The 22,791-nt window shown below is 68.1% G+C and carries 25 protein-coding genes; 7 read left to right on the forward strand and 18 right to left on the reverse strand.

What is annotated here, in order from left to right; translation table 11 throughout:
* Nucleotides 1-32: 32 nt before the first annotated feature.
* The 7 genes from Verru16B_RS05940 to Verru16B_RS05970 all read right to left on the reverse strand — a co-directional run bounded on the left by Verru16B_RS05940 (nucleotide 33) and on the right by Verru16B_RS05970 (nucleotide 6,875).
* Nucleotides 33-650 (reverse strand): class I SAM-dependent methyltransferase, encoded by a 618-nt coding sequence (locus Verru16B_RS05940; RefSeq protein ID WP_069961426.1) that lies wholly within the window; start codon nucleotides 648-650, stop codon nucleotides 33-35.
* The gene (locus Verru16B_RS05945; RefSeq protein ID WP_069961427.1) at nucleotides 647-1,606 is read right to left on the reverse strand and encodes a permease; all 960 of its coding nucleotides are present in this window, start codon (nucleotides 1,604-1,606) and stop codon (nucleotides 647-649) included. Before Verru16B_RS05945 ends, Verru16B_RS05940 begins: the two co-directional genes overlap by 4 nt.
* A 75-nt stretch (nucleotides 1,607-1,681) precedes the next feature.
* Nucleotides 1,682-1,873 carry a YgaP family membrane protein gene (locus tag Verru16B_RS05950; RefSeq protein WP_069961428.1) on the reverse strand — a complete coding sequence of 64 codons (192 nt, stop codon included), beginning with the start codon at nucleotides 1,871-1,873 and terminating at the stop codon, nucleotides 1,682-1,684.
* A 36-nt stretch (nucleotides 1,874-1,909) separates the two neighbouring features.
* The gene (locus Verru16B_RS05955; protein WP_083270141.1) at nucleotides 1,910-2,305 is read right to left on the reverse strand and encodes a rhodanese-like domain-containing protein; all 396 of its coding nucleotides are present in this window, start codon (nucleotides 2,303-2,305) and stop codon (nucleotides 1,910-1,912) included.
* Complete coding sequence (locus tag Verru16B_RS05960; RefSeq protein ID WP_069961429.1) at nucleotides 2,302-5,628, reverse strand: efflux RND transporter permease subunit; 3,327 nt, start codon at nucleotides 5,626-5,628, stop codon at nucleotides 2,302-2,304. Before Verru16B_RS05960 ends, Verru16B_RS05955 begins: the two co-directional genes overlap by 4 nt.
* A complete protein-coding gene (locus Verru16B_RS05965; RefSeq protein ID WP_083270142.1) occupies nucleotides 5,625-6,641 on the reverse strand; it encodes an efflux RND transporter periplasmic adaptor subunit in 1,017 nt (338 codons plus the stop codon). Before Verru16B_RS05965 ends, Verru16B_RS05960 begins: the two co-directional genes overlap by 4 nt.
* A 9-nt stretch (nucleotides 6,642-6,650) precedes the next feature.
* A complete protein-coding gene (locus Verru16B_RS05970) occupies nucleotides 6,651-6,875 on the reverse strand; it encodes a YgaP family membrane protein (RefSeq protein ID WP_069961431.1) in 225 nt (74 codons plus the stop codon).
* A gap of 77 nt (nucleotides 6,876-6,952) precedes the next feature.
* Between Verru16B_RS05970 and Verru16B_RS05975 the strand changes: the two genes are divergently transcribed.
* From Verru16B_RS05975 to Verru16B_RS05990, 4 genes are all read left to right on the forward strand, one after another.
* A complete protein-coding gene (locus Verru16B_RS05975) occupies nucleotides 6,953-7,291 on the forward strand; it encodes an ArsR/SmtB family transcription factor (protein WP_083270143.1) in 339 nt (112 codons plus the stop codon).
* Nucleotides 7,292-7,300: 9 nt separating this feature from the next.
* Nucleotides 7,301-7,795 carry a methylglyoxal synthase gene (locus Verru16B_RS05980; protein WP_069961433.1) on the forward strand — a complete coding sequence of 165 codons (495 nt, stop codon included), beginning with the start codon at nucleotides 7,301-7,303 and terminating at the stop codon, nucleotides 7,793-7,795.
* A gap of 184 nt (nucleotides 7,796-7,979) precedes the next feature.
* A complete protein-coding gene (locus tag Verru16B_RS05985; protein ID WP_157772273.1) occupies nucleotides 7,980-8,897 on the forward strand; it encodes a hypothetical protein in 918 nt (305 codons plus the stop codon).
* A complete protein-coding gene (locus tag Verru16B_RS05990; protein ID WP_157772275.1) occupies nucleotides 8,894-10,120 on the forward strand; it encodes a glycosyltransferase in 1,227 nt (408 codons plus the stop codon). Before Verru16B_RS05985 ends, Verru16B_RS05990 begins: the two co-directional genes overlap by 4 nt.
* Nucleotides 10,121-10,211: 91 nt before the next feature.
* Here Verru16B_RS05990 and yidC read toward each other — a convergent pair whose 3' ends face one another.
* Genes yidC through rpmH form a run of 4 tightly spaced genes read right to left on the reverse strand, consistent with a single transcriptional unit; the run spans nucleotide 10,212 to nucleotide 12,903 of the window.
* A complete protein-coding gene (gene yidC / locus Verru16B_RS05995; protein ID WP_069961436.1) occupies nucleotides 10,212-12,014 on the reverse strand; it encodes a membrane protein insertase YidC in 1,803 nt (600 codons plus the stop codon).
* 43 nt (nucleotides 12,015-12,057) lie between these two features.
* Nucleotides 12,058-12,402 (reverse strand): membrane protein insertion efficiency factor YidD, encoded by a 345-nt coding sequence (gene yidD, locus Verru16B_RS06000; RefSeq protein WP_083270144.1) that lies wholly within the window; start codon nucleotides 12,400-12,402, stop codon nucleotides 12,058-12,060.
* Nucleotides 12,395-12,763 carry a ribonuclease P protein component gene (rnpA, locus tag Verru16B_RS06005; protein ID WP_069961437.1) on the reverse strand — a complete coding sequence of 123 codons (369 nt, stop codon included), beginning with the start codon at nucleotides 12,761-12,763 and terminating at the stop codon, nucleotides 12,395-12,397. Before rnpA ends, yidD begins: the two co-directional genes overlap by 8 nt.
* Before the next feature lie 2 nt (nucleotides 12,764-12,765).
* Nucleotides 12,766-12,903 carry a 50S ribosomal protein L34 gene (rpmH, locus tag Verru16B_RS06010; RefSeq protein ID WP_069961438.1) on the reverse strand — a complete coding sequence of 46 codons (138 nt, stop codon included), beginning with the start codon at nucleotides 12,901-12,903 and terminating at the stop codon, nucleotides 12,766-12,768.
* A gap of 432 nt (nucleotides 12,904-13,335) precedes the next feature.
* On the opposite strand from rpmH, the gene Verru16B_RS06015 reads away from it, so the two are divergent.
* Complete coding sequence (locus Verru16B_RS06015; protein ID WP_237023478.1) at nucleotides 13,336-14,031, forward strand: hypothetical protein; 696 nt, start codon at nucleotides 13,336-13,338, stop codon at nucleotides 14,029-14,031.
* Nucleotides 14,032-14,205: 174 nt separating this feature from the next.
* Here Verru16B_RS06015 and Verru16B_RS06020 read toward each other — a convergent pair whose 3' ends face one another.
* Nucleotides 14,206-14,718: a peroxiredoxin gene (locus Verru16B_RS06020; RefSeq protein ID WP_069961440.1), complete on the reverse strand. Its 513-nt coding sequence runs from the start codon at nucleotides 14,716-14,718 to the stop codon at nucleotides 14,206-14,208.
* 206 nt (nucleotides 14,719-14,924) lie between these two features.
* On the opposite strand from Verru16B_RS06020, the gene Verru16B_RS06025 reads away from it, so the two are divergent.
* Together Verru16B_RS06025 and Verru16B_RS06030 are read left to right on the forward strand one after the other, a co-directional pair.
* The gene (locus tag Verru16B_RS06025) at nucleotides 14,925-15,587 is read left to right on the forward strand and encodes a hypothetical protein (RefSeq protein WP_069961441.1); all 663 of its coding nucleotides are present in this window, start codon (nucleotides 14,925-14,927) and stop codon (nucleotides 15,585-15,587) included.
* Nucleotides 15,588-15,842: 255 nt separating this feature from the next.
* On the forward strand, nucleotides 15,843-17,000 hold the full coding sequence (locus tag Verru16B_RS06030) for a zinc metalloprotease (RefSeq protein WP_157772277.1): 1,158 nt from the start codon (nucleotides 15,843-15,845) through the stop codon (nucleotides 16,998-17,000).
* A 5-nt stretch (nucleotides 17,001-17,005) separates the two neighbouring features.
* Here Verru16B_RS06030 and Verru16B_RS06035 read toward each other — a convergent pair whose 3' ends face one another.
* From Verru16B_RS06035 to Verru16B_RS06060, 6 genes are all read right to left on the reverse strand, one after another.
* On the reverse strand, nucleotides 17,006-17,485 hold the full coding sequence (locus Verru16B_RS06035) for a paraquat-inducible protein A (protein WP_069961443.1): 480 nt from the start codon (nucleotides 17,483-17,485) through the stop codon (nucleotides 17,006-17,008).
* A 67-nt stretch (nucleotides 17,486-17,552) separates the two neighbouring features.
* Nucleotides 17,553-17,966 (reverse strand): RrF2 family transcriptional regulator, encoded by a 414-nt coding sequence (locus tag Verru16B_RS06040; protein ID WP_069961444.1) that lies wholly within the window; start codon nucleotides 17,964-17,966, stop codon nucleotides 17,553-17,555.
* A 35-nt stretch (nucleotides 17,967-18,001) separates the two neighbouring features.
* Nucleotides 18,002-19,351 (reverse strand): sulfate adenylyltransferase subunit 1, encoded by a 1,350-nt coding sequence (locus tag Verru16B_RS06045; RefSeq protein ID WP_069961445.1) that lies wholly within the window; start codon nucleotides 19,349-19,351, stop codon nucleotides 18,002-18,004.
* A gap of 24 nt (nucleotides 19,352-19,375) precedes the next feature.
* On the reverse strand, nucleotides 19,376-20,314 hold the full coding sequence (cysD, locus tag Verru16B_RS06050) for a sulfate adenylyltransferase subunit CysD (protein WP_069961446.1): 939 nt from the start codon (nucleotides 20,312-20,314) through the stop codon (nucleotides 19,376-19,378).
* The gene (locus Verru16B_RS06055) at nucleotides 20,311-20,985 is read right to left on the reverse strand and encodes a phosphoadenosine phosphosulfate reductase domain-containing protein (protein ID WP_069961447.1); all 675 of its coding nucleotides are present in this window, start codon (nucleotides 20,983-20,985) and stop codon (nucleotides 20,311-20,313) included. The genes cysD and Verru16B_RS06055 overlap by 4 nt, the downstream gene beginning before the upstream one ends.
* 84 nt (nucleotides 20,986-21,069) lie before the next feature.
* Nucleotides 21,070-22,785 carry an NADPH-dependent assimilatory sulfite reductase hemoprotein subunit gene (locus Verru16B_RS06060; RefSeq protein ID WP_069961448.1) on the reverse strand — a complete coding sequence of 572 codons (1,716 nt, stop codon included), beginning with the start codon at nucleotides 22,783-22,785 and terminating at the stop codon, nucleotides 21,070-21,072.
* Between the last annotated feature and the right edge of the window lie 6 nt (nucleotides 22,786-22,791).

A 22,791-nucleotide genomic window follows, 5' to 3' on the forward strand; every position in this document is an offset into this window, starting at 1 on the left:
GCGCAAGTCCGGGCCCGGAGCGCGGGAAGGGGTCAGGCCGGGCGGCGCGCGAGGACCTGGACCACGGCACCGCGGCCGGTGTGGCCGTCGCCTTCGATGATATCGCGCTCAAGCTCGTCCCCGTGGAGGAACTCCAGGCCAGGCAGTTCCCCGCGCAGGGTGGCGAGGGTCGGCAGCAGCGTTACCTCGCGCGGGCCGCCGGTGTGGAAGGCGAGTTGGGCGGGGCTGTAGCACTCGAGGACGAACATCCCGCCGGGGAGCAGGCCGACGACCGCCCGCGCGAGCACCGTGGCGCGAAGGGCGGGCGGGAGGTGCATGAAGATCGCGACGATGCCAGCCCAGGTGCCAGGGGAGAGCGGGAAGTCGGCGAGGTCCGCTACGATCGTCGTCAGGGGCACGGCGTTTTTCTCCGCCAGCGCGGCGGCCTTGGCGAGACCGGTGGCGGATTGGTCCACGGCGGTGACGGCGTGGCCGCGGCGGGCGAGGTGGACGGCGTTGCGGCCCTCGCCTTCGGCGAGGCAGAGGACCGGCCCGGGCGGGATCCGGTCGGCGACGGCGGCGAGGAACTCATTGGGGGACGTGCCGTAGAGGTAGCCGGTGGCGGCGCCATAGCGCTGATCCCAGAAGGAGGCGTCGTAGTTCGGTTTCATGACAGGGCGTTGAAGATCCAGCCGACGAGGGTCGTGCCGACCAGCACGATGGCGGAGAAGACGAGCAGCAGGCGAACGCTCATGACGCTGCGGAGCATGATCAGCTCGGGCAGGGAGACGCCGACGGCCGAGAGCAGGAAGGCCAGCGCGGTGCCGAGCGGCACACCCTTGGCCACGAAGGCGTCGAGCAGCGGCACGGTGGCGTTGGCGCTGAGGTAGAGGGGCAGTCCGGCGAGGGAGGCGAGCGGCACGGTCCACGCACCGGTGCCGGCGAACAGGCGTTCGAAGAATCCGGCGGGCACGAAACCGTGCAGGCCGGCGCCGAGCGCGAGCGAAGCCAGGAGCCAAGGCAGGATCCGGCGGAGAATGCGGAGGCTGGTGGCCGCGGCGTCGCGCAGGCGGGCGCGCCAGCCGGAGGGTGGAAGATCGTCCTCGTCCGTCGCGACCGGGGCCAGGGCCGCGGGCGTGAGCCAGCGCTCGGCGCGCATGAACGTGAGGGCCAGGCCGCCGAAGATGCCGAGGGCGATGCCGACCCCGGCGTAGGTGAAGGCGAATTTCCAGCCGAAGGTGGCGCCGAGCAGGGCCACCGCGATCTCGTTGACGATGGGCGAGGTGATGAGGAAGGCGAAGGCCACGCCGATCGGGAAGCGGGCCTGGATAAAGCCGAGAAAGACCGGGACCGAGGAGCAGGAGCAGAACGGGGTGAGGGCGCCAAAGGCCGCGGCGGCCGGATACCCGAGGAACCGCCCGCCGGGCCGCTCCAGCCAGGCACGGATTCTCTCCAGGGGCAGGGCGCCGCGCACGAGAGCCATGATGAAAGCCACGACCAGAATCAGGGCCACGATCTTCTGGAGATCGTAGACGAAGAAGTGCAGGGCCGCGCCGGCGCCGCGCGCGGCGTCGAGCCCCGTGAGCGCCACGGCGCGGTCGGCGGTCCATTCAGCCCAGGTCCACATGATCAGCAGAGTTTAGCCAATCCCGGACGGGCGGCCACGCGGATCTTGCGGGAAACCGGCGGGCGGAGGCCGGCCTCACTCGTCCTTCAGCTTGCAGGAGCTGAGGCCGAAAGGCAGGTAGGCCGGGCAGAAACGGAAGATGCCCGTCAGAATCGGCACGATGCCGATCAGGCCGAGCCAGCTCTTGAAGTAGAAGCCGGCGCCGAGAATGGCGATACCGGCGAGGATACGGAGGATGCGGTCAATGCCGCCAACGTTGGGTTTCATGGGTGGGGGGATGGGGGTTGGATGGACGGGACAGGGTCAGGTGCGCGGGCGGCAGACGGGCCAGCCGGCACGGTCAAGGGAGGCGAGGGAGCCGGCGTTGCGGGCGGTGAAGCCCTCGCGCCGCAGGAGGGCGGAGGCCACGGCGGAGCGGGCGCCGGACTGGCAGTAGAGGAGCAACTCCTTGTCGCGGTTTTTTTCGAGGAAGGTGCGCCATTGGCTGCGCGGACCGCGCAGGTCGCTCAGGGGCAGGAGGGCGGCCTGCTTGGCCGTGCCGGCGGTCCACTCGGCGGGTTCGCGCACGTCCACGAGCACGGCGGTGCCGGCTTTGAGGGCGGCGTGCAGGGCCTCGGGCAGGATCTCGGGGCGGGCGCGCCAGAAGGTCCAGGCGACGAAGGCGCCGGCGAGAATGAGGAACAGGACAGGCAGGTTCATGGCGAAGGCACGGGGCACTCGGCCGGGGCGGCGCCGGCAGGCGGGTCATGGCGGATGTTCATCATGTAGTAGAGCACCGGCACGGCGAAGCGGCTGATGAGGAGGGAGGCGACCTCGCCGGCCATGAGGGAGAGGGCCAGGCCCTGGAAGATCGGGTCGGCGAGAATGACCGAGGCGCCGACGATGACGGCCAGCGCGGTGAGGAGCATCGGGCGGAAGCGCACGGCGCCGGCCTCGACCACGGCCTCGGCCAGCGGCAGGCCCTGGGCGCGGCGGAGCTCGATGAAATCAACGAGGATGATCGAGTTGCGCACCACGATGCCCGCGCCGGCCATGAAGCCGATCATTGAGGTGGCGGTGAAGAAGGCGCCCATCGCGGCGTGGGCCGGCAGGATGCCGATCAACGACAGCGGAATCACGATCATGATGAGGAAGGGCGTGAGGTAGCTTTTGAACCAGCTCACGAGCAGCATGTAGATCAGGATGCAGACGGCGGCGAAGGCCAGGCCGAGGTCGCGGAAGACCTCGAGGGTCACGTGCCACTCGCCGTCCCACTTGATCGAGGGCTCGAGTTCGCTGTCGGGCTGGGTGAGGTGGTGGAGCGCGACCTCCGGGCGGGTGCCGCCGAATTCGCGGCCGTCAAGCTGCGCGATGGCGCGGTTCATGGCGAACAGCGCGTAGGCGGGGCTGGCGACGGCGCCGGCGACATCGCCGGTGACGTAGACCACGGGCCGCAGGTTTTTGCGGTAGAGGTTTCGTTCGCCGGGGGTGCGCTCGAGGGTGACCAGTTCGCCGAGGGGGATCAGCGGACGTTCGCCGGCACGGATGATCTCGTCGTGGTCCGAGCGGAGCTGGAGCGAGAGCAGGTCTTCGGGCCGGCTGCGTAGAGCGCGGGGTAGTTCGAGCACGAGATCGACATCCTCGCGGTCGAGGGGTTGGTGGAGCAGGTCGACCTTGGCGCCGGTCACGGCGGTCTGGATGGTGCGGGAGATGGTGGCGACGCTGATGCCGTGGAGGGCGGCCTTGGTGCGGTCCACGCGGAGGTGGATGGTGGGCTGCTGCTCCTCGACGTACCAGTCGATGTCCACGACGCCCTCGGTCTGCGCGAAGATGTCCTTCACGCGGCCGGCGAGGGCGAGGCGGGACGCCTCGGAAGGACCGTAGATCTCGGCGACGAGGGTCTGGAGCACGGGCGGTCCAGGGGGCACTTCGGCCACGGCAAGGGTGGCGCCGTGCTGGGCGGCGATGGCGGCGAGACGCGGGCGGATGCGCTCGGCGACGGCGTGGCTCTGGGCGGAACGCTCGTGCTTGGGGAGGAGGTTGACCTGGATGTCTGCGACGTTGGCGCCGCGGCGCATGAAGTAGTGGCGGACCAGGCCGTTGAAATTGAACGGGGAGGCGGTGCCGGCGTAGATCTGGTAGTCCCGGACCTCGGGCTCGGTGCGGAGGGCGGCGGCCAGCTCGCGGGCGACGCGGGTGGTTTCCTCGAGGGTGGAGCCCTCGGGCAGGTCGAGGATGACCTGAAACTCCGACTTGTTGTCGAAGGGCAGCATCTTGATCTTCACGAGGCCGGCGGGGACGAAGGCCATGGCGCCGAGCAGCAGGACCGCGACGAAGCCGAGGAAGGACCAGCGCCACCGGCTGCGGGCGATCATCGGGTCCATGATGCGGTGGTACAGCCGGGTGAAGAACGTGTCCGGCGCCTGATCGTGCAAGACAGCGGCGTGGTCGGGCGTGACCGGCGGGGCGTGCCGGCCGAGCACCCGGAGGGCGGCCCAGGGGGTGACAGTGAATGCCACCACGAGGGAAAAGAGCATGGCGGCGCTGGCGCCGATCGGGATCGGGCGCATGTAGGGGCCCATGAGACCGCCGACGAAGGCCATGGGGAGAACGGCGGCGATGACGGCCCAGGTGGCGAGCACGGTCGGGTTGCCGACCTCGCTGACGGCCTCGACGGCGATCTGGTGGAGGGACTTGCCGCAGGCGGAGGGCAGGCGCTGGTGGCGGACGATGTTCTCGACCACGACGATCGCGTCGTCCACAAGGATGCCGATGGAGAAGATCAGCGCGAAGAGCGTGATGCGGTTCAGGGTGTAGCCGTAGAGGTAGAAGACCAGGAGCGTGAGCCCGAGGGTCACGGGGATGGCGAGCAGCACGACGAGCGACTCGCGCCAGCCAAGGAAGAAGAGGATGAGCAGGGCGACGCCGAACACGGCGATGCCCATGTGGAGCAGGAGCTCGTTGGACTTCTCGCTGGCGGTCTCGCCGTAGTTGCGCGTGAAGGTGACGGCGACGTCGGCGGGCAGGAGCACGCCCTGCAATCGGGCGACCGTGGCCTCGACGGCGCGGACGACGGTGACGGCGTTGGCGCCGGGGCGCTTGGCGATGCTGAGGGTGACGGCGGCTTCCTCGGAAGCTTCGATCGCGGATCCCTGATTTTCGATGGCCGACGCATGCGTGCCGCGGCCGAAGAGGACGTAATCGGCGGGCTCGGAGGGGCCGTCGACGATCGTCGCGACGTCGCGGAGAAAGATCGGGCGGGACTGCCAGGTGCCAAGCACGAGGTTGGCCACGTCGGCGGCGTCGTGGAAGTATGCGCCGGTCTCAATGAGGAGGGCGCGATTGGCGGAGGGGAGGGCGCCGTCCTGACTGCGGGCGTTCGCGGCGCGGAGGGCGGCGGCGAGGTCGTCGAGGGTGAGCTGGCGCGAGGCGAGCTTCACCGGGTCGACCTGCACGCGGAGCTGGCGGCGCACGCCGCCGATGAGGGTGGTCTCGGCGACCTCGGGCAGGGCCTTGATGGCGTCGTCCAGCTGGGCGGCGAGCCGGCGCAGGGTGAGGTGGTCGTGGGTGGTGCTGTGCAGCGTGACGGCGGCGACGGGAACGTCATCGATCGTGCGGGGCTTGATCAACGGGGCGCTGACCCCGGGCGGGATGCGGTCGGTGTTGGCCTGCAGTTTCTGGTTCAGCCGGACGAGGCTTTGCTCCAGGTCGGAGCCGACCTGGAAGCGAACGATGACGAGGGAGCGACCGGGACTGGAGGTGGAGTAGAGGTACTCGACGCCGGGAATCTCCCAGAGGAGCTTTTCCATGGGGCGGGTAACGCGGTTCTCGACCTCGTGAGCGGTGGCACCGGGCATGGCGACGATGACGTCCACCATCGGCACCTTGATCTGCGGTTCCTCCTCGCGCGGCAGCATGAACACGGCGAACACGCCGAGGAGCAGCGAGGCGATGACGGCGAGCGGGGTGAGGCGCGAATCGGTGAACGCCTCGGCCAGCCGGCCGGCGAAGCCGTGGGGTGGCGGGGAAACGGGCGCGCTCATGACTGCGGGGTGACGCGTTGGCCGTCGCGCAGGGCGGCGGGCGGGGTCAGTACGATCTGCTCGCCGGCGTTGAGGCCGGAGAGGATCTCGAGACGGTCGCCGATGGTGCGGCCGCTCTTAACGAGCCGCAGGACGGCGCGGCCCTCGGTGACCACGAAGACCCGCTCCATCTGGCCGAAGCGGGTGAGGGCGGTCGCGGGGATGAACAGGGAGTCGCTGGCGCCGGCGGTCACCTGCAGGCGGGCGAACTGCCCGGAGCGGGCGGAGCCAGCGGGCAGGGCGACCTTTACCAGTACAGAGCGGCTGAGGGCGTCGGCAGCGGTGGAGAGTTCCTCGATGCGCCCCGCGACGGGGGCGGCCCCATCCTGGACCACGACGGGGAGGGAGTCGCCAATGCGGAGAGTGGCGGCGGCCTGTTCGGGCACGGCGCCCTCGGCGCGGAGACGGGCGGTGGATTCCAGGGTGAGCAGGGGTAGGCCCGGGGTGGCGAGATCGCCCGGGAGGACGGTTTTCTCGGTGACAACTCCGGCGAAAGGCGCGCGGATGCTGGCGTGGGCGAGCATGGCCTCGGCCTCGGCGAGGCCGGCCTGGGCGAAGCGGAGGCGGTCCTCGGCGTCGCGGAGCGAGTCGGGGGCATTGACGCCCTTGGCCACGAGGGTGCGTTCACGCTCGGTGGCGCGGGCGGCCTCGGCGAGGGAGGCCTGGGCCTGGCGGACGCGGGCCTCGGTCTCGGGCACGGCAAGGGTGACGAGGACGTCGCCGGCCGGGACGGCCTGGCCAAGGCCCCAGGGCAGGGTGGCGATGGTGCCGGTGAGCTTGGCGGAGATCACGGCGCGCTCCACCGGGCGGATGGTCGCGGGCATCTCGATGAGGGCCGGCCGGTTCTCGCGGACGACGACGGCGGTGGTGACCGCCAGGGATCCGGCCTCCGGCGGGGCGGAAACCTGGGTTTGGCGAGTGCAGGCGGTGACCAAAACAGCCGCCAAAGACAGAAGGAAGGGGGAGGGGCGCATGGGCGGGGATCAGGAGCGGCGGCCGCCCCAGTGGATGACATCCTGGTCGTCGACCCAGCCGAGCTTACGCAGAAGCAGGGTGGGCGGGCAGAAGCCGGTGAAGACGGACTGGATGAGGTTGAGGCCGACGAAAGCCGGGAGGAGCAGCCACACCGGGCTGACCCAGTGGGTGAGGGCGACGCCGAGGAGGGTGGCGGCGCCCGCGAGGAGGCGGATGAGGTTATGGGTGGTCATGACCGATTCAGATTGACTTTATATGAGCATATACGCATATACTTGCCATCATGTCAAGGGTTTGTTCTTTCGGCCGCATGGCCAAACACCGCCCGCTTTCCGAGGATGCGCTGCTGCTCGTGGCGCAGCGTTTTGCCGTGCTGGCGGAGCCCATGCGGCTGCGGCTGATCCAGGCGCTGTTCGACGGGGAGAAGAATGTGACGGAGCTGGTGGCGGCGACGGAAGGCACGCAGGCGAACGTGTCGCGGCATCTCCAGACGCTCACGGCCGCGCACGTACTGGCGCGGCGGAAGGAGGGGCTCCAGGTGTTTTACCGGATCGCCGATCCGACGATCCCGAAGCTGTGCGAGCTGGTGTGCGGGAGCCTGGAGAAGACGCTCACGCGGCAGGCCGGGCACTTCGAGGCGGCGGGCTGATTCCTTTCCATGACCTACAAGAAAATCAAGATGGCGAACCGCAAGCGGATCGCGCTCGTCGCGCACGACGGCCAGAAGCAAAGCATCGTGGACTGGGCGCGGTACAACAAGGGCATCCTCGTGGAGCACGAGATCCTGGCGACGGGCACGACTGGCGGCCTGGTGGAGAAGGTGCTGGGCGTGCCGGTGCGCAAGCTGCAGAGCGGCCCGCTCGGCGGGGACCAGCAGATCGGCGCGCTCATCGTCGAGGGGAAGGTGGATTTCCTGATGTTCTTCTGGGACCCGCTGCAGCCGCAGCCGCATGATCCGGACGTGAAGGCGCTGCTGCGCATGGCGGTGGTGTGGAACGTGCCGGTGGCCTGCGACCGGTCGACGGCGGATTTCATCATCTCATCGCCGCTGATGCACGGCGAGTACGAGCGGCTGGTGCCGGACTACGAGGCCTACGCCAAGCGCAGTTTGCCGGTGGAGGTGAAGGCGGGCGGGCGGAAGGGGAAGGAATGACGGTAGGGCGGGATCTCCGAATCCCGCTTCGCACGTGATATCCTATTTGGACGAAGGAGGGTTGTTTCGCTTTCTCCGCCAAGGCTCCGTCGGAAATCCCACCTTACAGCCCATCCAAGGAGGGGCGCCCATACGCAACTACACGTATGGGTAATTCGGCCCTATTGCGGTAGAATAGAGTGACATGCCCGACGCTTCCACTTCTGCCCAAGAAAGCCCCTCCACGTCATCCGCCGCTTCGGCCAGCCTGCTGGATCGCGCGCGTCAGCTGATCCAGCGCGGGTGTCTGGCGGCCGCACCCTTGGCGGCGGCGGTGGTAGTGGTGGCCGCGACGCCCGCCGCGCAGGCCCAGGTGACGGTTGATTACTCGGGGGTCACGACCTACTCCAATTCCGGCTGGTTCACCGGCCTGTTCATCGACGAGGCCGCGGCCGGTGGAACGGTCACCGGCAACACGGCCAATCTCACGGGCGATCGGACGATCACGGACAGCCTGTTCTGGCGCTATGATAGCTATTACGATAAAACTGTGCCCCGGGCGGACACCACCGGGCTGGGTTTCTTCTGGGGAGGTGCGCTGACGAATCAGCCCGCGGTGAGCGGCGACAAGATGAGCGCAACCCTCGCCTTCAGCATCGACTTTGAGCACACGGTGGCGGGCGAATACGATGACCCGCAAATCAGCTATGAGTTGATCATCGGCTACGGTTCGTCGCCCTACGCCATCGACTATGGCTACATCCAGTCGCCCCGCAACACGAGCGACAGCTATAACAACACCACGGGCGGTTTTTATGGCGAGGAGGCGGTCTCGCCGCTGTACCTGACCGCGACCTTGGATTTGAATCTCAGCGAGGGGAGCACGGCCAACTACTGGTTCGCGCAGCTGAACGTGAACTGGAACCACGAATATGCCCACAGCTGGTATTGGGATGACAACTATTCGAAGCTGAATGGCGACGAGTTCCGTGCCTTTGGCACGGTGGACGTGACCTTGCAGCAGGCGGCGGCGATTCCGGAGCCGGCCCATGTGGCGCTCGGGCTGGGCGCCGCAGCGATTCTTGCCTTGGCGGCGCGCCGGCGCTGGACTGCGCGGGCTTGAACCCCGCGCCGTCCCTGACTGTTACCGAGCCGTTGCGGCTGCTGCTCCTGTTGGGGCAGTCGCCGTTCGATCCCACGAGCGGGGCGGCGCAATCCATGCGCCAGATTGCCCTCGCGTTGGCGGTTGGTGGAGCCCAGGTACGCGGACTCTCGACCACGGCGTGCGAAGGGGATCCCGGGATCGAGCCGGCGGAGCTGATGCGGGCCGCCGGGGCCGATGTGATCGCGCGGTCCGGGGGCTGGCGGGCGCGGTTGGGCGGGGTGGAATTTGATCTGGTGCCCGTGGCGCAGGGCCGGGCGCGGCAATGGGAGAAAGATGTCGGCCGGCTGTATGCGGCGCGGCTGGAGGAGTTGACGAAGGCGTTTCGCCCGCAGGTGGTGCTGACCTTTGGCGGCGACCCGACGGATGCGGCGCGGCGGCGCCGGTTGCGCGTGGCGGGGGCCCGGGTGGTGTTCGCCTTGCACAATCTGGCCTATCTGAAGTGCCGGCCGGAGGCGGTGGATGCCTTCCTCGCGCCGACGCGCTTTCTAGCGGCGCGGTATGAGGCGGCGTGGGGCGAGCCCATCGCGGTTTTGCCGCCGCCGCTTGATCCGGGCCATGTGGTTGCGGCCAAGACGGAGCCGGTGTGTCTCGGTTTTTGCAATCCGGAGCCGGCCAAGGGGGTGGCGTTGGTGGCCCATCTCGCCCACCGGTTGGGGCGCGAGCGACCGGAGGTGCCGTTGCTGGTCATCGGCGGCCGGGCGCCGGCCTCGGCGTTGGTGGATGCGGGCCGGCGGTTGGGGTTCGATCTGACGGGTTTTCCGAACCTGCTGCAGGCCGTACCGGTGGCCCGGCCGGCGGATTTGTGGGGGGCCTGCCGGGGGGTCTTGATGCCCTCGGTCGTGGAGGAAGCGGCAGGCCGGGTGCCGCTGGAGGCGATGGCCAACGGGGCGGTGCCGCTGGTGGCGGAACGCGGCGGCTTGCCGGAACTCGTCGGTGCGGCCGGGGTGGTGCTGCCGTTGCCGGCGAGCCTGACGCTGCAGGATCCGTGGACGGTGCCGCCGGAAACGGTGGAGATGTGGTGGTCGGCGCTGACGCGATTGGTGGACGACGAGGTGTGGTGGCGAGAACGCAGCGCGGTGGCGCGCGCGGCGGCGGCGCGTTTCCTGGTGCCGGCGGTGGTGGCGGAATACACCGCGTGGTTCACGGTGGTGGCGAGGCGGGTGGGAAAAGAGATACGGTAGGGCGGGATCTCCGTATCCCGCCCTACAAATAAAAACGCCCGCCGAATTGGGCGGGCGTCGCGGAGAGCGGAAGAGGGCAAACGCCCCTGCCTTACTTTTTCTTCTTCGGCGTGACGTTCTTCAGGCCGCTGGCCCCGGGCTTGGTGACGCCGCCGTTGTTGATCGGCAGGTCGGGCTCGGGCATGCGGTTGATGATCATCTGCTGGCCGATGGTGAAGAGGCCGTTGATGGTCGAGTAGAGGGCGATGCCGGCCGCGAAGGTGTAGCAGAAGAGCGTGAACATCCAGGGCATGATCTTGAACATCATCTGCTGGGCGGGATCCACGCTCGGCGTGGGCGTGAGCTTCATCTGGAAGATCATGGTGGCGCCCATGAGGATCGGCATGATGTTGATCGGGAGGCCGAGGACCCGCGCGACGGTGTCGGGCGAGGAGAGGTCATGCACCCAGAGGAACTCGGCGAAGCGCAGTTCCGAGGTGCTTTGGAGCATGGCAAAGATGCCGACAAAGAACGGGATCGTGATGAGGATCGGGATGCAGCCGCCGACGGGGTTGACCTTGTTCTCCTTGAAGATCTTGAGGGTCTCGGCCTGCATCTTCTGGGGGTTGTCCTTGAATTTCTCGCGGAGGGCGGCCATGTGCGGCTGGAGCTTGGCCATGCGCTTGGCGGACTTGGAGGCGGCCAGGGTGAGGGGAAGGAAAACGATCTTGAGGGCGAGGGTGGTGATGACGATGGCCCAGCCCCAGTTCGGCACGATCGAGTGGACCCAGCTCATGATGGTGAAGAGCAGCGGGGCGAAGAAGCCGGAGAGGAAGATCTTGTTGAAGAAGAAGGCGTCGAACTGCATGACCTTCTCCTCGCCGAGCTTGAAGACGTCGACGTTGCTGAGGCGCTTGTATTCCTTGGGGCCGGCGTAGAAGTTGGCGCCGAAGGTGGAGGACGCGCCCGCCGCCAGGGGCTTGAGATCGAACTGCGCGTAGCCGGTGACGCCGTAGAGGCGTTTGTCCTCGGCCGGAGCGTTGGGGTCGAGCTTCACGCGCTCGGTGCGGACGCCGGTGCCGGGTTGGTCGGGCGTGAGGATCATGCAAAAGAACTGGTTCTTCACGGAGGCCCAGGCGATGGAGGCGGGGCGGTCGAGGAAGGCGGGCGGGGTGCCGTCCTTCATGCCAATCCAGCTGAGGAAGCCGCCACCCTCGAGGTCGCTGCGGGCGACGAAGTGGGCCTCCTCGCCGTCGTTGTAGGCGGTGTTGAGGTAGAGGCCGTAGTCGTTGGCGTTGAGCGGGACGGCGGTGCCAAGGTTGAAGACCGCCTTCGGGAGCACCTGCGGCTGCTCGGTGAGGTTGCGGAAGGTGGTCTCGTGGCGGATCTGGTAGTCATCGCGGCCGGGAGCCGGCTCGAGGAGGTAGCGGCGGGTGACCTCGAGGGTCGCGCTGGTGGCGCGGTAGACGGCCTCGGTGGAGGTCTTGGAAACGAGGGTGTAGGTGGTGAGGCGGTCGGCACCGGGGAAGTCGGTCAGGCTGAGGGCGGGCGCAGCCTGGGCGGCGTTGAGCGTGTAGAGGCCGGGTTCGCCCTGAACGGCGAGGTGGTTCTTGAGGGCGACGCTGTCGATGGCCCCGCCGTGGTTGGTGAGCGTCACGATCATGACCTCGTTCGCGAGCGTGACCTTCTCGGCCTCGCCCCGGGCGGGCGCGGAGATGGCGCCGGGGGTGGCGGGGGCGGCGGCGGAGCCGGCGCTGCCGGTGAAGGTCGAGGCCGGGGTGGCGGACGTCTCGGCCGGGGTGGCCGTGTAAGGCAGGGGCGCGGGCGGCTTCGGGCCGTAGCGCGCGGTGAAGATCATGCTGGCCACGGCGGCGACGAGGAGCAGCACACCGATGATCGTATTCTTTTTATCCATGAATGAGGAAGTGGAAGTGAAGGGGAGGGTGAAAGGGGGGGGCTTAGGCTTGGCGGCGGACGGCGGTGCAGACGGGGCGGGACCGGGGGGGCACGGGGTCTTCGCCGCCGGGGTGCCAGGGGCCGCACTTGGCGAGGCGCACGACGGTCAGGCCGAGGCCGGTGAAGAGGCCATGTTCGCGCAGGGCCCCACGGGCGTAGTGCGAGCAGGTGGGGGCAAAGCGGCAACCCATCGAGGGGTTGAGCGCGCTGAGGGCGGGCGAGACGGTGTGCTGGTAGACCCAGAGCAGGGCGTCGAGGAGACGGACGGGGACGGCGGCAACCCATGCGAACACGGACGGCGCCGGGGTCGGCGCCGCGCCATGGACGGTGGGAGCGGACTCAGGCATGGGTCGGGGACGGCGGCGGGAGTTTGCCGCAGGCGTGGATGAAGCGCTGGGCGGCTTCGGCGAAATCGATGCGCAGGAGGGATCCGCGGGCGGTGAGGACGAGGTCGACCGTGGGCGGCACCAGGTGCTGGTGTTTGCGGTAGAGCTCGCGGAGGCGGCGTTTGGCGCGGGCGCGCATGACCGCGTTGCCGACGGAGGCCCGGGAGGCGACGACGCCCACGCGGGCAGGGGTGGCGGATTCGCCGGGGGGACGGACGCGCCACGTGAACTGGAACACCCCGCAGTCGAGGCGGCGGCCCTGTTCACGGACGGCGCGGAAGTCACCATTGCGCCGCAGGCGCTGCCCGGCGCGGAGACGCATGATCAGACGACGGTGAGCCGCTTGCGACCCTTGCGGCGGCGGGCGACGAGGACCTTGCGGCCGCCGCGGGTGGCCTTGCGGGCGCGATAACCGATCTTGCGGGCGCGTTTCTTACGGTGCGGGCGGAATGTAGGCTTCATAGTTTTATGGCAAAAGAGGGTCAGGTTCGCCCGGGGGCGGGGGGGGTGTCAAGCGAGAGGTTTTGTCCGTAAAAGGGCCCGGCGCAAGCCCCGGGGGGTTACTTTATCGTCCGGGCTTTCCTTTGTGAACAGCCTGCGCACAAATAGTTTTTGCGTTCAGGCGCGGTCCCGCGACCTTGGGCGCATGGCCGAGCCATGCCCGCAACCGACCCCTTCACCGGACACCCCTCCCACCTCCAAGGCCCCCGCCTCCCCGGCGCGGAAGGATGGTCCGCTGTTCTGGACGGTCACAGGCAACGACTTCGGGCGCTCGATCAGCTGGGCGAAAAGGCAGCCCAATGCGGTATCCGAACAGATCCGGACCGTGCTCTCGTCATCGCCGAAGCCGACGAAGTAGGCCTGTTGGAGTTTGCGGAGGAGCGTTGGCGGGACTTGGGCGAGGCCATCCGGGCGTTCCGGGCCACCCTGCCGCTGGTGCGGTTGGAGGATTTCGGATTCAGTTCGGAGGCGGAGGATCCCTTTGAGGCCAACACCACGCAGTTGCGGCGGATCGGCGGCGGCGTGGAGGCGCTGGCCTTTGCGGACCCGGGGCTCTCCGTCTACAAGTTCTTCCTGTTTCGCGAGGGTGGGGCCGTCGGGGCGACCTTTGCGTTCGCCCGGGGGGAGGGCGAACTGCTGCAGGCGCGGGCGGTGCCCGGGAGTTACCGGCGGTTGTTCGAGAAGCTGCGGCTGACGCACCTTTTGGGCATGCCGACCGAGATCGCGGGGATCACGCGCGAGGGCATCCTGGTGGTCAAACAGACCCACGGCCGCCTGTTGCCCGAGAAAACCGACATGTCGCAGCTCGATCCCACGCGACTCATGCCGATTCCCTCGCGTTTTTTGCGCTCCGATCGTGATCACCCGCGGCTGCATTTTCTTGATGGCGAGCCGTGGCTGGTGGGGGACACGCATGACCGCAACGTGGTTGTGGCGGAAGACGGGACCTGGCGGGTGATTGATCTGGTGGCGGCGCCGTTGCCGCCGGAGTGGCTCGGGCAGAGCGCGCTGTTCGCCGGCTGGATCGAACGGGCGCGGCGTGACCCGCGGGCGGAGGCGCTGGCGGCGGGGAATGATGACGAGTTGTGAGTGCCGGAGGGTGGGCGGCCAGCTTGCCCGTTCGACAGCTCAGGGCCTTGAGCCCGCCGAAAGTCTGGCGCCACGCGAACGGTAACTGCTTCGTGGCGTGAGCAAGCTCACCGCGCACAAAGAAAAAGGCGGGGTCAGCGACCCCGCCCGAAAGTTAAGAAGGTGAGATTGCGCTCAGCTCTTCTTGTCGCTGGCGAGGAAGGCGAGGACGTTGGCGGCCTGCTGGTCGGTCACGCCGGTGTCCTTGTAGACGATCTTGCCACCCTTGATCACATAGCACTCGCGCGAGGCGAACATCATGGCGGACTGGCCGAAGGCCTTCAGGACCTTCTTGTCGGTGTCGGCGAGGAGCGGGAAGGGGAAGTTGTTCGTCTCCTTGAATTTCTTCTGGGCGGCGACGTCATCGGTGCTCACGCCGACGACGGCGGCGCCATGCTTGGTGAGTTCGGCGCTGGCATCGCGGAGCGAGCAACCCTGTTTGGTGCAGCCGCCGGTGAGGGCCTTCGGGTAGAACCACACCACGGTGTAGGCGTGTTGGGTGTAGACGTCGCCGAGGTTGAGGGTGACGCCGGCATCGGTGACGGCGGAGACGACCGGGGCGGCGTCGCCGACCTTGAGCGATTCGCCGAAAAGGGTGGTGAAGGAAAACATGGCCAGGAGGGGGAGGAGGAAGCGGAGGGATTTCATGACGTACGGAGGCTACCCACGAGCGAAGGATACGCAAGCGACGGAAAAACCGGCGCCGGACAGGTGGCCGGGCGAGACGGTTCCGTCAAACCGGCATAAATTTCCGGGAATCCGCCCCGGGCGGAACCGGAGGCCCGTCACGGTGTTTCTCTCCCTGTCAGCTGCGCGCCCTTTGGGTGCAGCGGGCAACACAAACCAATACCTCCATGAAACAGAACCTAAACCTGAAAAACTACCTTATGGCCGCGACCCTGTCGCTCGGCCTCTTCACCCTGGCCCGCGCCGACGACAGCATCCTGACGAACCAGGTGCCGGCCGAGTCGGCGTCCGTGGCCGGCAATCTCAGCCTGCTGGGCCAGACCTACGGCACCCTTACCTACAGCTACATTGACCTCGATGACACCTCGGTGCACGCGGACAGCTACACCTTTGAGCTGAACCAGGCGCTGGCGGCCGGGCTCGACGGGGTCTTCGCGTATGATTACTCGCGGACGGGCTCGTTCGCGGGATCGCATGTCTCCCAGCACACCGTGAGTGCGGCGCTGCGGGCGTTCAGCACGAGCTACACCTGGGGCAAGCCCTACGTCGAGGCCGGGGTCGGTCACGCGTGGAGCCGCTTTGCCGGCGCGCGGGACAATTCGTTCCTCTGGGAAGTCGCCGTGGGCGCGGAGTTCCAGGTGCTGCCGCGGGCGACGGTCACGCCCTACGTCCAGTACGTGGACGCGCCCGACCTCGCGGGTGACGGCGTGTGGAACTACGGCGTGAAAGGCAGCTACTGGATCGACACCTCGTGGGCGGTCACGGCCGGCTTTGAGCGCGACGACGAGCAGAACACGGCCTTCACGGTCGGCACGAACTTCCGGTTCTAAAAATCCGGACGCCGCCATGGGGCGGAGACCGCGATAGGTCACGGGCCGCGGCGCAGCGATGCGCGGCGGCCCTTGTTTTTTGCCGTCCGGTCCGGCGCGTGCCGGCGCCAGCCGTCCGCCCGACAAACCGCCGGTCCCGGGGCGCTTGAACGGCGGGGCAAAGTGGATTGCTAATCGGCGCATGAGTGCGAACCACACCGGGGCGGTTGAGGCGGGGGGCGGAGGGATCCAGGGTATCAGCCTGGGGCCGCCCCGGTGCGACCGGAGGCGGTGCGGAAGTTCACGTGGCGGCAGGTGGCGGTGACCGGCGCGCTGGCCCTCGTCGGAGCCGCCCTGGGCTTTTTCGCGGCCCGCGATGGGGCCGGGTTGCTGCTGCCGTTGCCGCACAAGCTCCACAAGCTCATCCCACTGGCGGCGCTGCCGCTGGTCTGGCTGGTGGTGGTGGGATTCCATGAGTTGGGCCATCTGGTGGGCGGGTGGCTGACCGGCGGGCGGTTTCTGCTCTGGGTGGTGGGGCCCGGCATGATCCGGCGCACGCCGGCGGGCTTGAAGGTGGCTTGGAACCGGAACGTGAACCTGGCCGGGGGCATGGCCGCGTGCCTGCCGTTGGAGCCGGGGCGGATGACCCCGCGGCGGGCGGCGGTGATGATCCTGGGCGGCCCCGTGTTTTCGCTGGTCCTGGTGGTCGCGGCGCTCGGACTCGCGGCGGGGCTCGTGTCGTTGCCCGAACCGGTCCCACTCGGCCGGGCGCTCGCGCAGCATCTGGCGATGAGCACGGCCGGCTTGTCGCTGCTGATCTTCGGGGTGACGGCCTTTCCCGGCACTGCGGGCGGCTTCAAGACGGATGGGAAGCGGGTGATCGACCTGCTGCGCGGTGACCACCGCTCGGACCAGGAGGCGGCGCTGCTCACGCTGTCGACGGCCGGTCTCGCCGGAGTGCGGCCGGCGGATTACGATCCGGTGGTGGTGGCGCGTACGGTGGCGTTGGGCGACGGATCACTCTTCGATTTGTACGGGCATCTCACGGTTTATTATCATGCGGCCGACCGCGGGGATTGGGCGGCGGCGCAGGGCCACCTCGACCGCGTACTCGCGGGGGAGGAGAAGCTGGTGCCTTTCATGCGCGACACGGTGCGGAGCGAGTATGCCTGGCTGCTGGCGACGGTGGGCGGGGTGGAGGCGGCGGGGTGGGCGCGGGCGTGGTTGGACACGGCGGGCCGGCTCGATTTTGACCCGGCGACGCGGCTGCGGGCCGAGGCTGCGGTGTTGGCGGCCGAGGGCAAAGCGGCGGAGGCGGCGGCCAAAGCCCGGGAGGGGCTGCACGCCCTCGAGCACCGCAGCCTCAGTCCGGTGAAGAACCAGTTCGCCGCCGAGGCATTGGCGGCGATCCGTGATCGGGCGGCGACCGGCTGAGGCCGTCAGGGCCGCAGCAGGCGGTCGAGCCACGCCGAGGCCAGCTGGGTGGCGACGACGGAAAACGTGAACAGGTAGAGGCCGGAGCCGATATGGATCTCGGCGACGGCGGCGGACTTCATTGCGACGATGAGAATGGCGACGACGAACACATCGAGCATGGACCACTTGCTGAGCGTGGCCACCCAGCCGTGCAACCGGCGGACCCGGGCGAGGTCGTGCGCGCGTTCCAGCCAGACGATCGCCAGCAAGCCGAGCTTGGCGCAGGGGAACACGAGGGTGAACAGGCTGAGCACCGCGAAGAGGAAATACTCGCCCTCCTGGAACAGGGTGAGGATGCCGCCCACGACGGAGACCCCGCTGTTGAAAACCCAGAACTTAGTGACGTGGAAGAAGGGGAAGAAGATGCCGGTGCCGAAAAGCAAGACGGCGACGACGATCATGACAGGGATGCCGCGGGAAGCGGGCGGCGTGGACTCGGGCATGGCGGGTTTGTAAGGCGGGCGAGGAGGTGCCGCCAGCGGCAAAACGGGTTCCACCTGGGGCCGGCCCTCAGATGTAGTACATCTCGCTGGGGTTCTTGGCGGCGATCTGGTCGAGGGTGTAGCTCTTCACCTTGTCGGCGAGGGCGGCGCGGACCTCGCTCCAAACCTGCTTGAGGCGGCGGCCGCTCTGGCCCTGGAAGTTACCGCTCAGGCCGAGGCAGTCGCCCTCGGTGGCCACCATGATGTCGTAGAGCGAGATCTCCTCGGGGGGGCGGGAGAGCTTGTAGCCGCCGAGGTTGCCGCGGCGGCTGATGATGAGGCCGTGCGTGCGGAGCTTGCCCAGGATCTGGGCGAGGAAGTTGGCGGGCACAGCCTCGGTGCGCGCCAGGTGCTCGATCTGCGCCAGCTCGCCGGAGCCGTCGAGCCGGGCGAGTTCGGCCATCACGCGGCAGGCGTAGTCGACTTTGACGGAGATCTTCATGGAGAGGGCTGGAGCGGGTTAGGGGTGATCCAGCTTCAGATCGCGTAGTCGGTGATCTCGGGCTTCACGAGCTCGGTGGGGGCGAGCAGCATGCCGGCGGCGACGGTGGCGTTGGTACCCTGCTCGATCAGGATGAAGGAGCCGGTGAGGCGGTTGGTCGCGTAGCCGTCGTAGTAGAGCGGTTTGGCGGTGCGCAGGCGGATCTCGCCGAGGTCATTGACGGCGAGGTCGGCGGGGGCGGGCTGGGCCTCGAGCGTGGCCATGTCGAGGCGGCTTTCGATTTCGGTGACAATCGCCTGGACGGTGCTCGTGGTGTGCTTGAGGAAGAATTTCTTGCCGCGCTGCAGGGCACGCGGGTGCATCCAGCAGACCTTGGCGTGCAACTCGGTGGCGCCGCCGGGGAGGGCGTCGACGCCGACCAGCATGCTGCCGCGGCTGACGTCCACATCGTGCTCAAGCACGACCGAGACGGATTGCGGGCAGAAGGCCTCGGGGACGGCGCCGTCGTAGGTGTGGATTTCCTTCACCGTCGTGACCACGCCGCCGGGGAGGGCCATGACCTTCTGACCAACCTTGACGATGCCGCCGGCAATCTGGCCGCTGAAGCCCCGGAAGTCGTGGAGGGTTTTGTCGGTGGGGTTGTTCGGGCGGTTGACCCACTGGACGGGGAGGCGGAAGGCGCCGAGGTTCCAGTCGCTGGCGATGTGGACGGTCTCGAGGTGGCCGAGGAGGGTTGGGCCCACGTACCAGGGCGTATGGGGGGACGGCTCGACGACGTTGTCGCCGTTGAGTGCGCTCAACGGGATGAACTTCACGTCCTTGATGTCGAGGCGCGGGAGGAATTCCTCAAACTGTGCACGGATCTCGTTGAAGCGGGCTTCGCTCCAGTCGACGAGGTCCATCTTGTTGACAGCGACGACGAGGTGCGGGATGCGCAGAAGTGACGCGATGGCGGTGTGGCGGCGGCTTTGCTCGATCACGCCGAGACGGGCGTCGACGAGGACGATGGACAGGTTGGCCGTCGAGGCGCCCGTGACCATGTTGCGGGTGTATTGGACGTGGCCCGGGGTGTCGGCGATGATGAACTTGCGGCGCGGGGTCGCGAAGTATCGGTAGGCGACGTCGATCGTGATGCCCTGCTCGCGTTCGGCGCGGAGGCCGTCGGTGAGGTTGGCGAGGTTGATCTGGCCGCCGCCGGTGATGTCGGCGGAGCGCTCGAGGGCCTCGATCTGGTCCTCCATGAGCGACTTCGAGTCGTAGAGGAGGCGGCCGATGAGCGTGGACTTGCCGTCATCGACGGAGCCGCAGGTGTTGAGGCGGAGGATGTCGACGACGGGCACGGGCGCGCGGGGGGTGGAAAGGGAGGAGGAGGCGACCACGGACATGAAAGGTTGGGAGTTGGCTGGGTTCTAGAAGTAGCCCGCTTTCTTGCGGTCTTCCATGGCGGCCTCAGAGGCCTTGTCGTCGGCGCGGGAGCCGCGCTCGGTGACGCGGGCGGCGGCGACCTCGCCGATGATGTCGTCGACGGTGCTCGCCGGGCTTTCGACCATGCCGGTGCTGATCATGTCGGCGATGGTGCGGACGCGGCAGACCATGGTCTTGCGGGCCTCGGTCGGCTTGGGCCGGGCGCCGGCGTAGGGATCGGGCTTGGTCGCGTCGGTGTGCGGCGGGGGCACGGGCAGCCACTGGCCGCCGCGGCGGAAGCACTCGCGGGTGTGGCTGAAGTAGATGTTGGGGACCTCGAGCTTCTCCTTCTTGATGTATTCCCAGACGTCCATCTCGGTCCAGTTGCTCAGCGGGAAGACGCGCATGTTTTCGCCGGCGTTGAGGCGGGCGTTGTAGAGGTTCCAGATTTCGGGGCGCTGGTTCTTGGGGTCCCACTGGCCGAAGCTGTCGCGGAAGCTGAAGAAGCGTTCCTTGGCGCGGGCCTTTTCCTCGTCCCGGCGGGCGCCGCCGATGGCGCAGTCGAAGCGGAATTCCTCGATGGCGCCGAGGAGGACGGGGATCTGGAGCTTGTTGCGGCTGACCTCGCCGGGCGCCGGGGTGGCGGTGCCGTTGGCGATGGCCTGGTCCACGGTGCGGACGATGAGCTTGGCGCCGAGCTCCCGGGCGCGGCGGTCGCGAAACTCGATCAGCTCCGGGAATTCGTGGCCGGTTTCAACGTTGAGGAACGGCATCGGGAGATCCGACGGGCGGAAAGCCTTCTCCGCCAGGCGCAGGAGACAGATGGAGTCCTTGCCGCCGGAAAAGAGCAGCACCGGGCGCTCGAACTCCGAGGCGACCTCGCGCATGATGTGGATGGCCTCGGTCTCAAGGTGAGCGAGGTGATCGAGATGGTAGCTGCTCATGAGGCGGAGGCGGTCTGAGCGGCGTGTTTGCCCCAGGCGGCGTGGAGGCCGCACTCGCGTTTCTCGTCGGCCTTGGCCGGGTCGAAGTAGTCCCACTCGTTGGGCAATTTATATTCGGCGAGGTAGGCTTCCATCTGGGCGTCGGTGAAGGTGAAGACCGGGCTGACCTTCAGGGCGCCGAAGTTCGCGTCGAGGGAGACGATGTCGAGGCCGGCGCGGTTCGGGTTTTGCACCTTGCGCAGGGCGGTGATCCAGACGGTCGGGGCAAGTTCCTTCATGCCGCGCTGGAAGGGCTCCAGCTTCATGATGCCGCTGAACTGCTTCAGGCCGGCCTCATCGTCGAGCGAAGGGATGGGGCCGTGCACGGCGTCGCGGTGCGCAGGCGTCATCCGCGGGAGGAAGGGCTTGAGGTTGAGCTTCAGCTGCGCGCGGAGCTGCTCGGCGTGTTTATAGGTCGCCGGGCGGTTGTAGCCGTGGTCGACCCAGAGCACGGGGATGTCGGCCTGCGCCTGCGTGGCGAGGTGGAGGACGACGGCCTCGTAGGGGCGGAAGTTGGTCGAGACGATCGCGCGACCGGCGGCTTGGGCGATGGCCCAGCGGACGACCTCGAGCGGGGACTTGGTGGCGAGCTCGGCGTTGAGTTGCGTGAGTTGATCGGGCGTGAAGGACATGGAAGAGGGGAAAAGGGAGGGAGGAAGAGCCGGCTTGCCGGCGACCGGTGAGGGATCGCCTTCAGGGAAGCTCCGCCGCGGGGATCACGTTGCGGCCGGAGCGGCGGTTTGGGCGGCGGCCGCGGCGCGGGCGGCCTCGGGCAGGAGGATGCGGGTGGAGAAGTCGCCGAAGCGTTCGCCGGTGAGGCGTTCGTTCTTCCAGCGGGTGAGGAGCGGGCGCAGCTCGGCCTCGAGCTCGGCTTCCTTGATGACTTCCTTGTAGACCTGGTTGAGGCGGGTGCCGGAGCCGTTGCCGCCGAGCCAGAGCTGGTACTTGCCGGGGGCCTTGCCGACGAAGCCGAGCTCGGCCATGTAGGGGCGGGCGCAGCCGTTGGGGCAGCCGGTGGAGCGGATGATGATCTCCTCGCCGGCGAGCCCGAGCTCGGCGGCGACTTTCTCGATGCGGTTGATCAGGCCGGGCAGGGCGCGTTCGGACTCGGCGAGGCCGAGGCCGCAGGTGGGCAGCGACGGGCAGGCCATCGAGGCCGCGTGGAGGATGGACGTCTGGTTCTCCGTCTTCACGCCGTGCGTGGCGAGGAGGGCGGTGATGCCGGCCTGGTCGGCGGGCGGGACGTTGGCGAGGATGACGTTCTGGTTGGCGCTGATCCGGAACTCAATGTGCGGGAATTTCTCCGCAACGGCGCGCAGGGCGGACTTCATCGCGTGGCCGGGGACGTCCTTGATGCGGCCGGTCTGGACGAAAAGCGTGAGGAACTGCGAACCGTCGACGGCGCGGTGCCAGCCGAGGAGGTCGCCGGTGGAGGTGAACTCGAAGCGGCGCACGCCGGCGAGGGCGTTGCCGGTGCGGCGGTTGAGCTCGGCGGTCAGCCACGCGACGCCGCGCTCGGCGACGACGTACTTGAGGCGGGCATGCTTGCGGTTGGTGCGGTCACCGAAGTCGCGGTGGATGGTGAGGACGGCGCGGGCGACCTCCACGACCTTGTCCCGCGGGATGAAGCCGATCACGTCGGCGAGGCGGGTGTAGGTCTGGTCGTTGCCGTGGCTGCGGCCGAGGCCTCCGCCGACCGCGAGGTTGTAGCCGAGGAGCCGGTCGCCCTCGACGACGGCGATGAAGCCGAGGTCGTTGGTGTAGACGTCCATGTCGTTGACCGGCGGGATGACGAAGGAGGTCTTGAACTTGCGGGGCAGGTAGGTCTGGCCGTAGAGCGGATCGGTGAACGCGGTGTTCTCCGGGGCGTCGAGGTTGAGCTGGACGTTGTCGACCCAGATGGAGTGGTAGGCGGGGGTTTTCGGGGCGAGGGCCTCGGTGACGAGGTAGGCGTCCTCGATGACCTGGGCGCGGGCCTGGGTGTAGGCGGGCGTGGGCGAGGCGGTGATGTTGCGGTTGACGTCGCCGCAGGCCGCGAGGGTGGAGAGGAGGGAGTCGTTGATCCGCTTGATGAGCGGACCGAGGCCGTTCTTCACCACGCCGTGGAACTGGATGCTTTGGCGGGTGGTGAGGCGGAGGGTGTTGTTGCCGTACTGGGTGGCGAGGTCGTCGAAGACCTGCCACTGGGCGGAGGTCATGATGCCGCCGGGGATGCGGCCGCGGATCATGACGAGCCACTTCTTGCCGGTCTTGCGGAGGTCGCGGTCGTCCTGTTGGTAGATGCCGTGAAACTTGATGAACTGCTCATCATCCTCGGAGAACTTCTCGAGGGCCGGGTCGTTGATCGTGGCGGCGATATTGCCGGCCAGTGTGGGAATGCGCTGCTTGAGGAGCTCGTTCTTGGCGAGGGGGGCGGTGGTGGTTTCGGACATGACTAA

The organism is Lacunisphaera limnophila (genome assembly GCF_001746835.1).
Lineage (GTDB): Bacteria > Verrucomicrobiota > Verrucomicrobiia > Opitutales > Opitutaceae > Lacunisphaera > Lacunisphaera limnophila.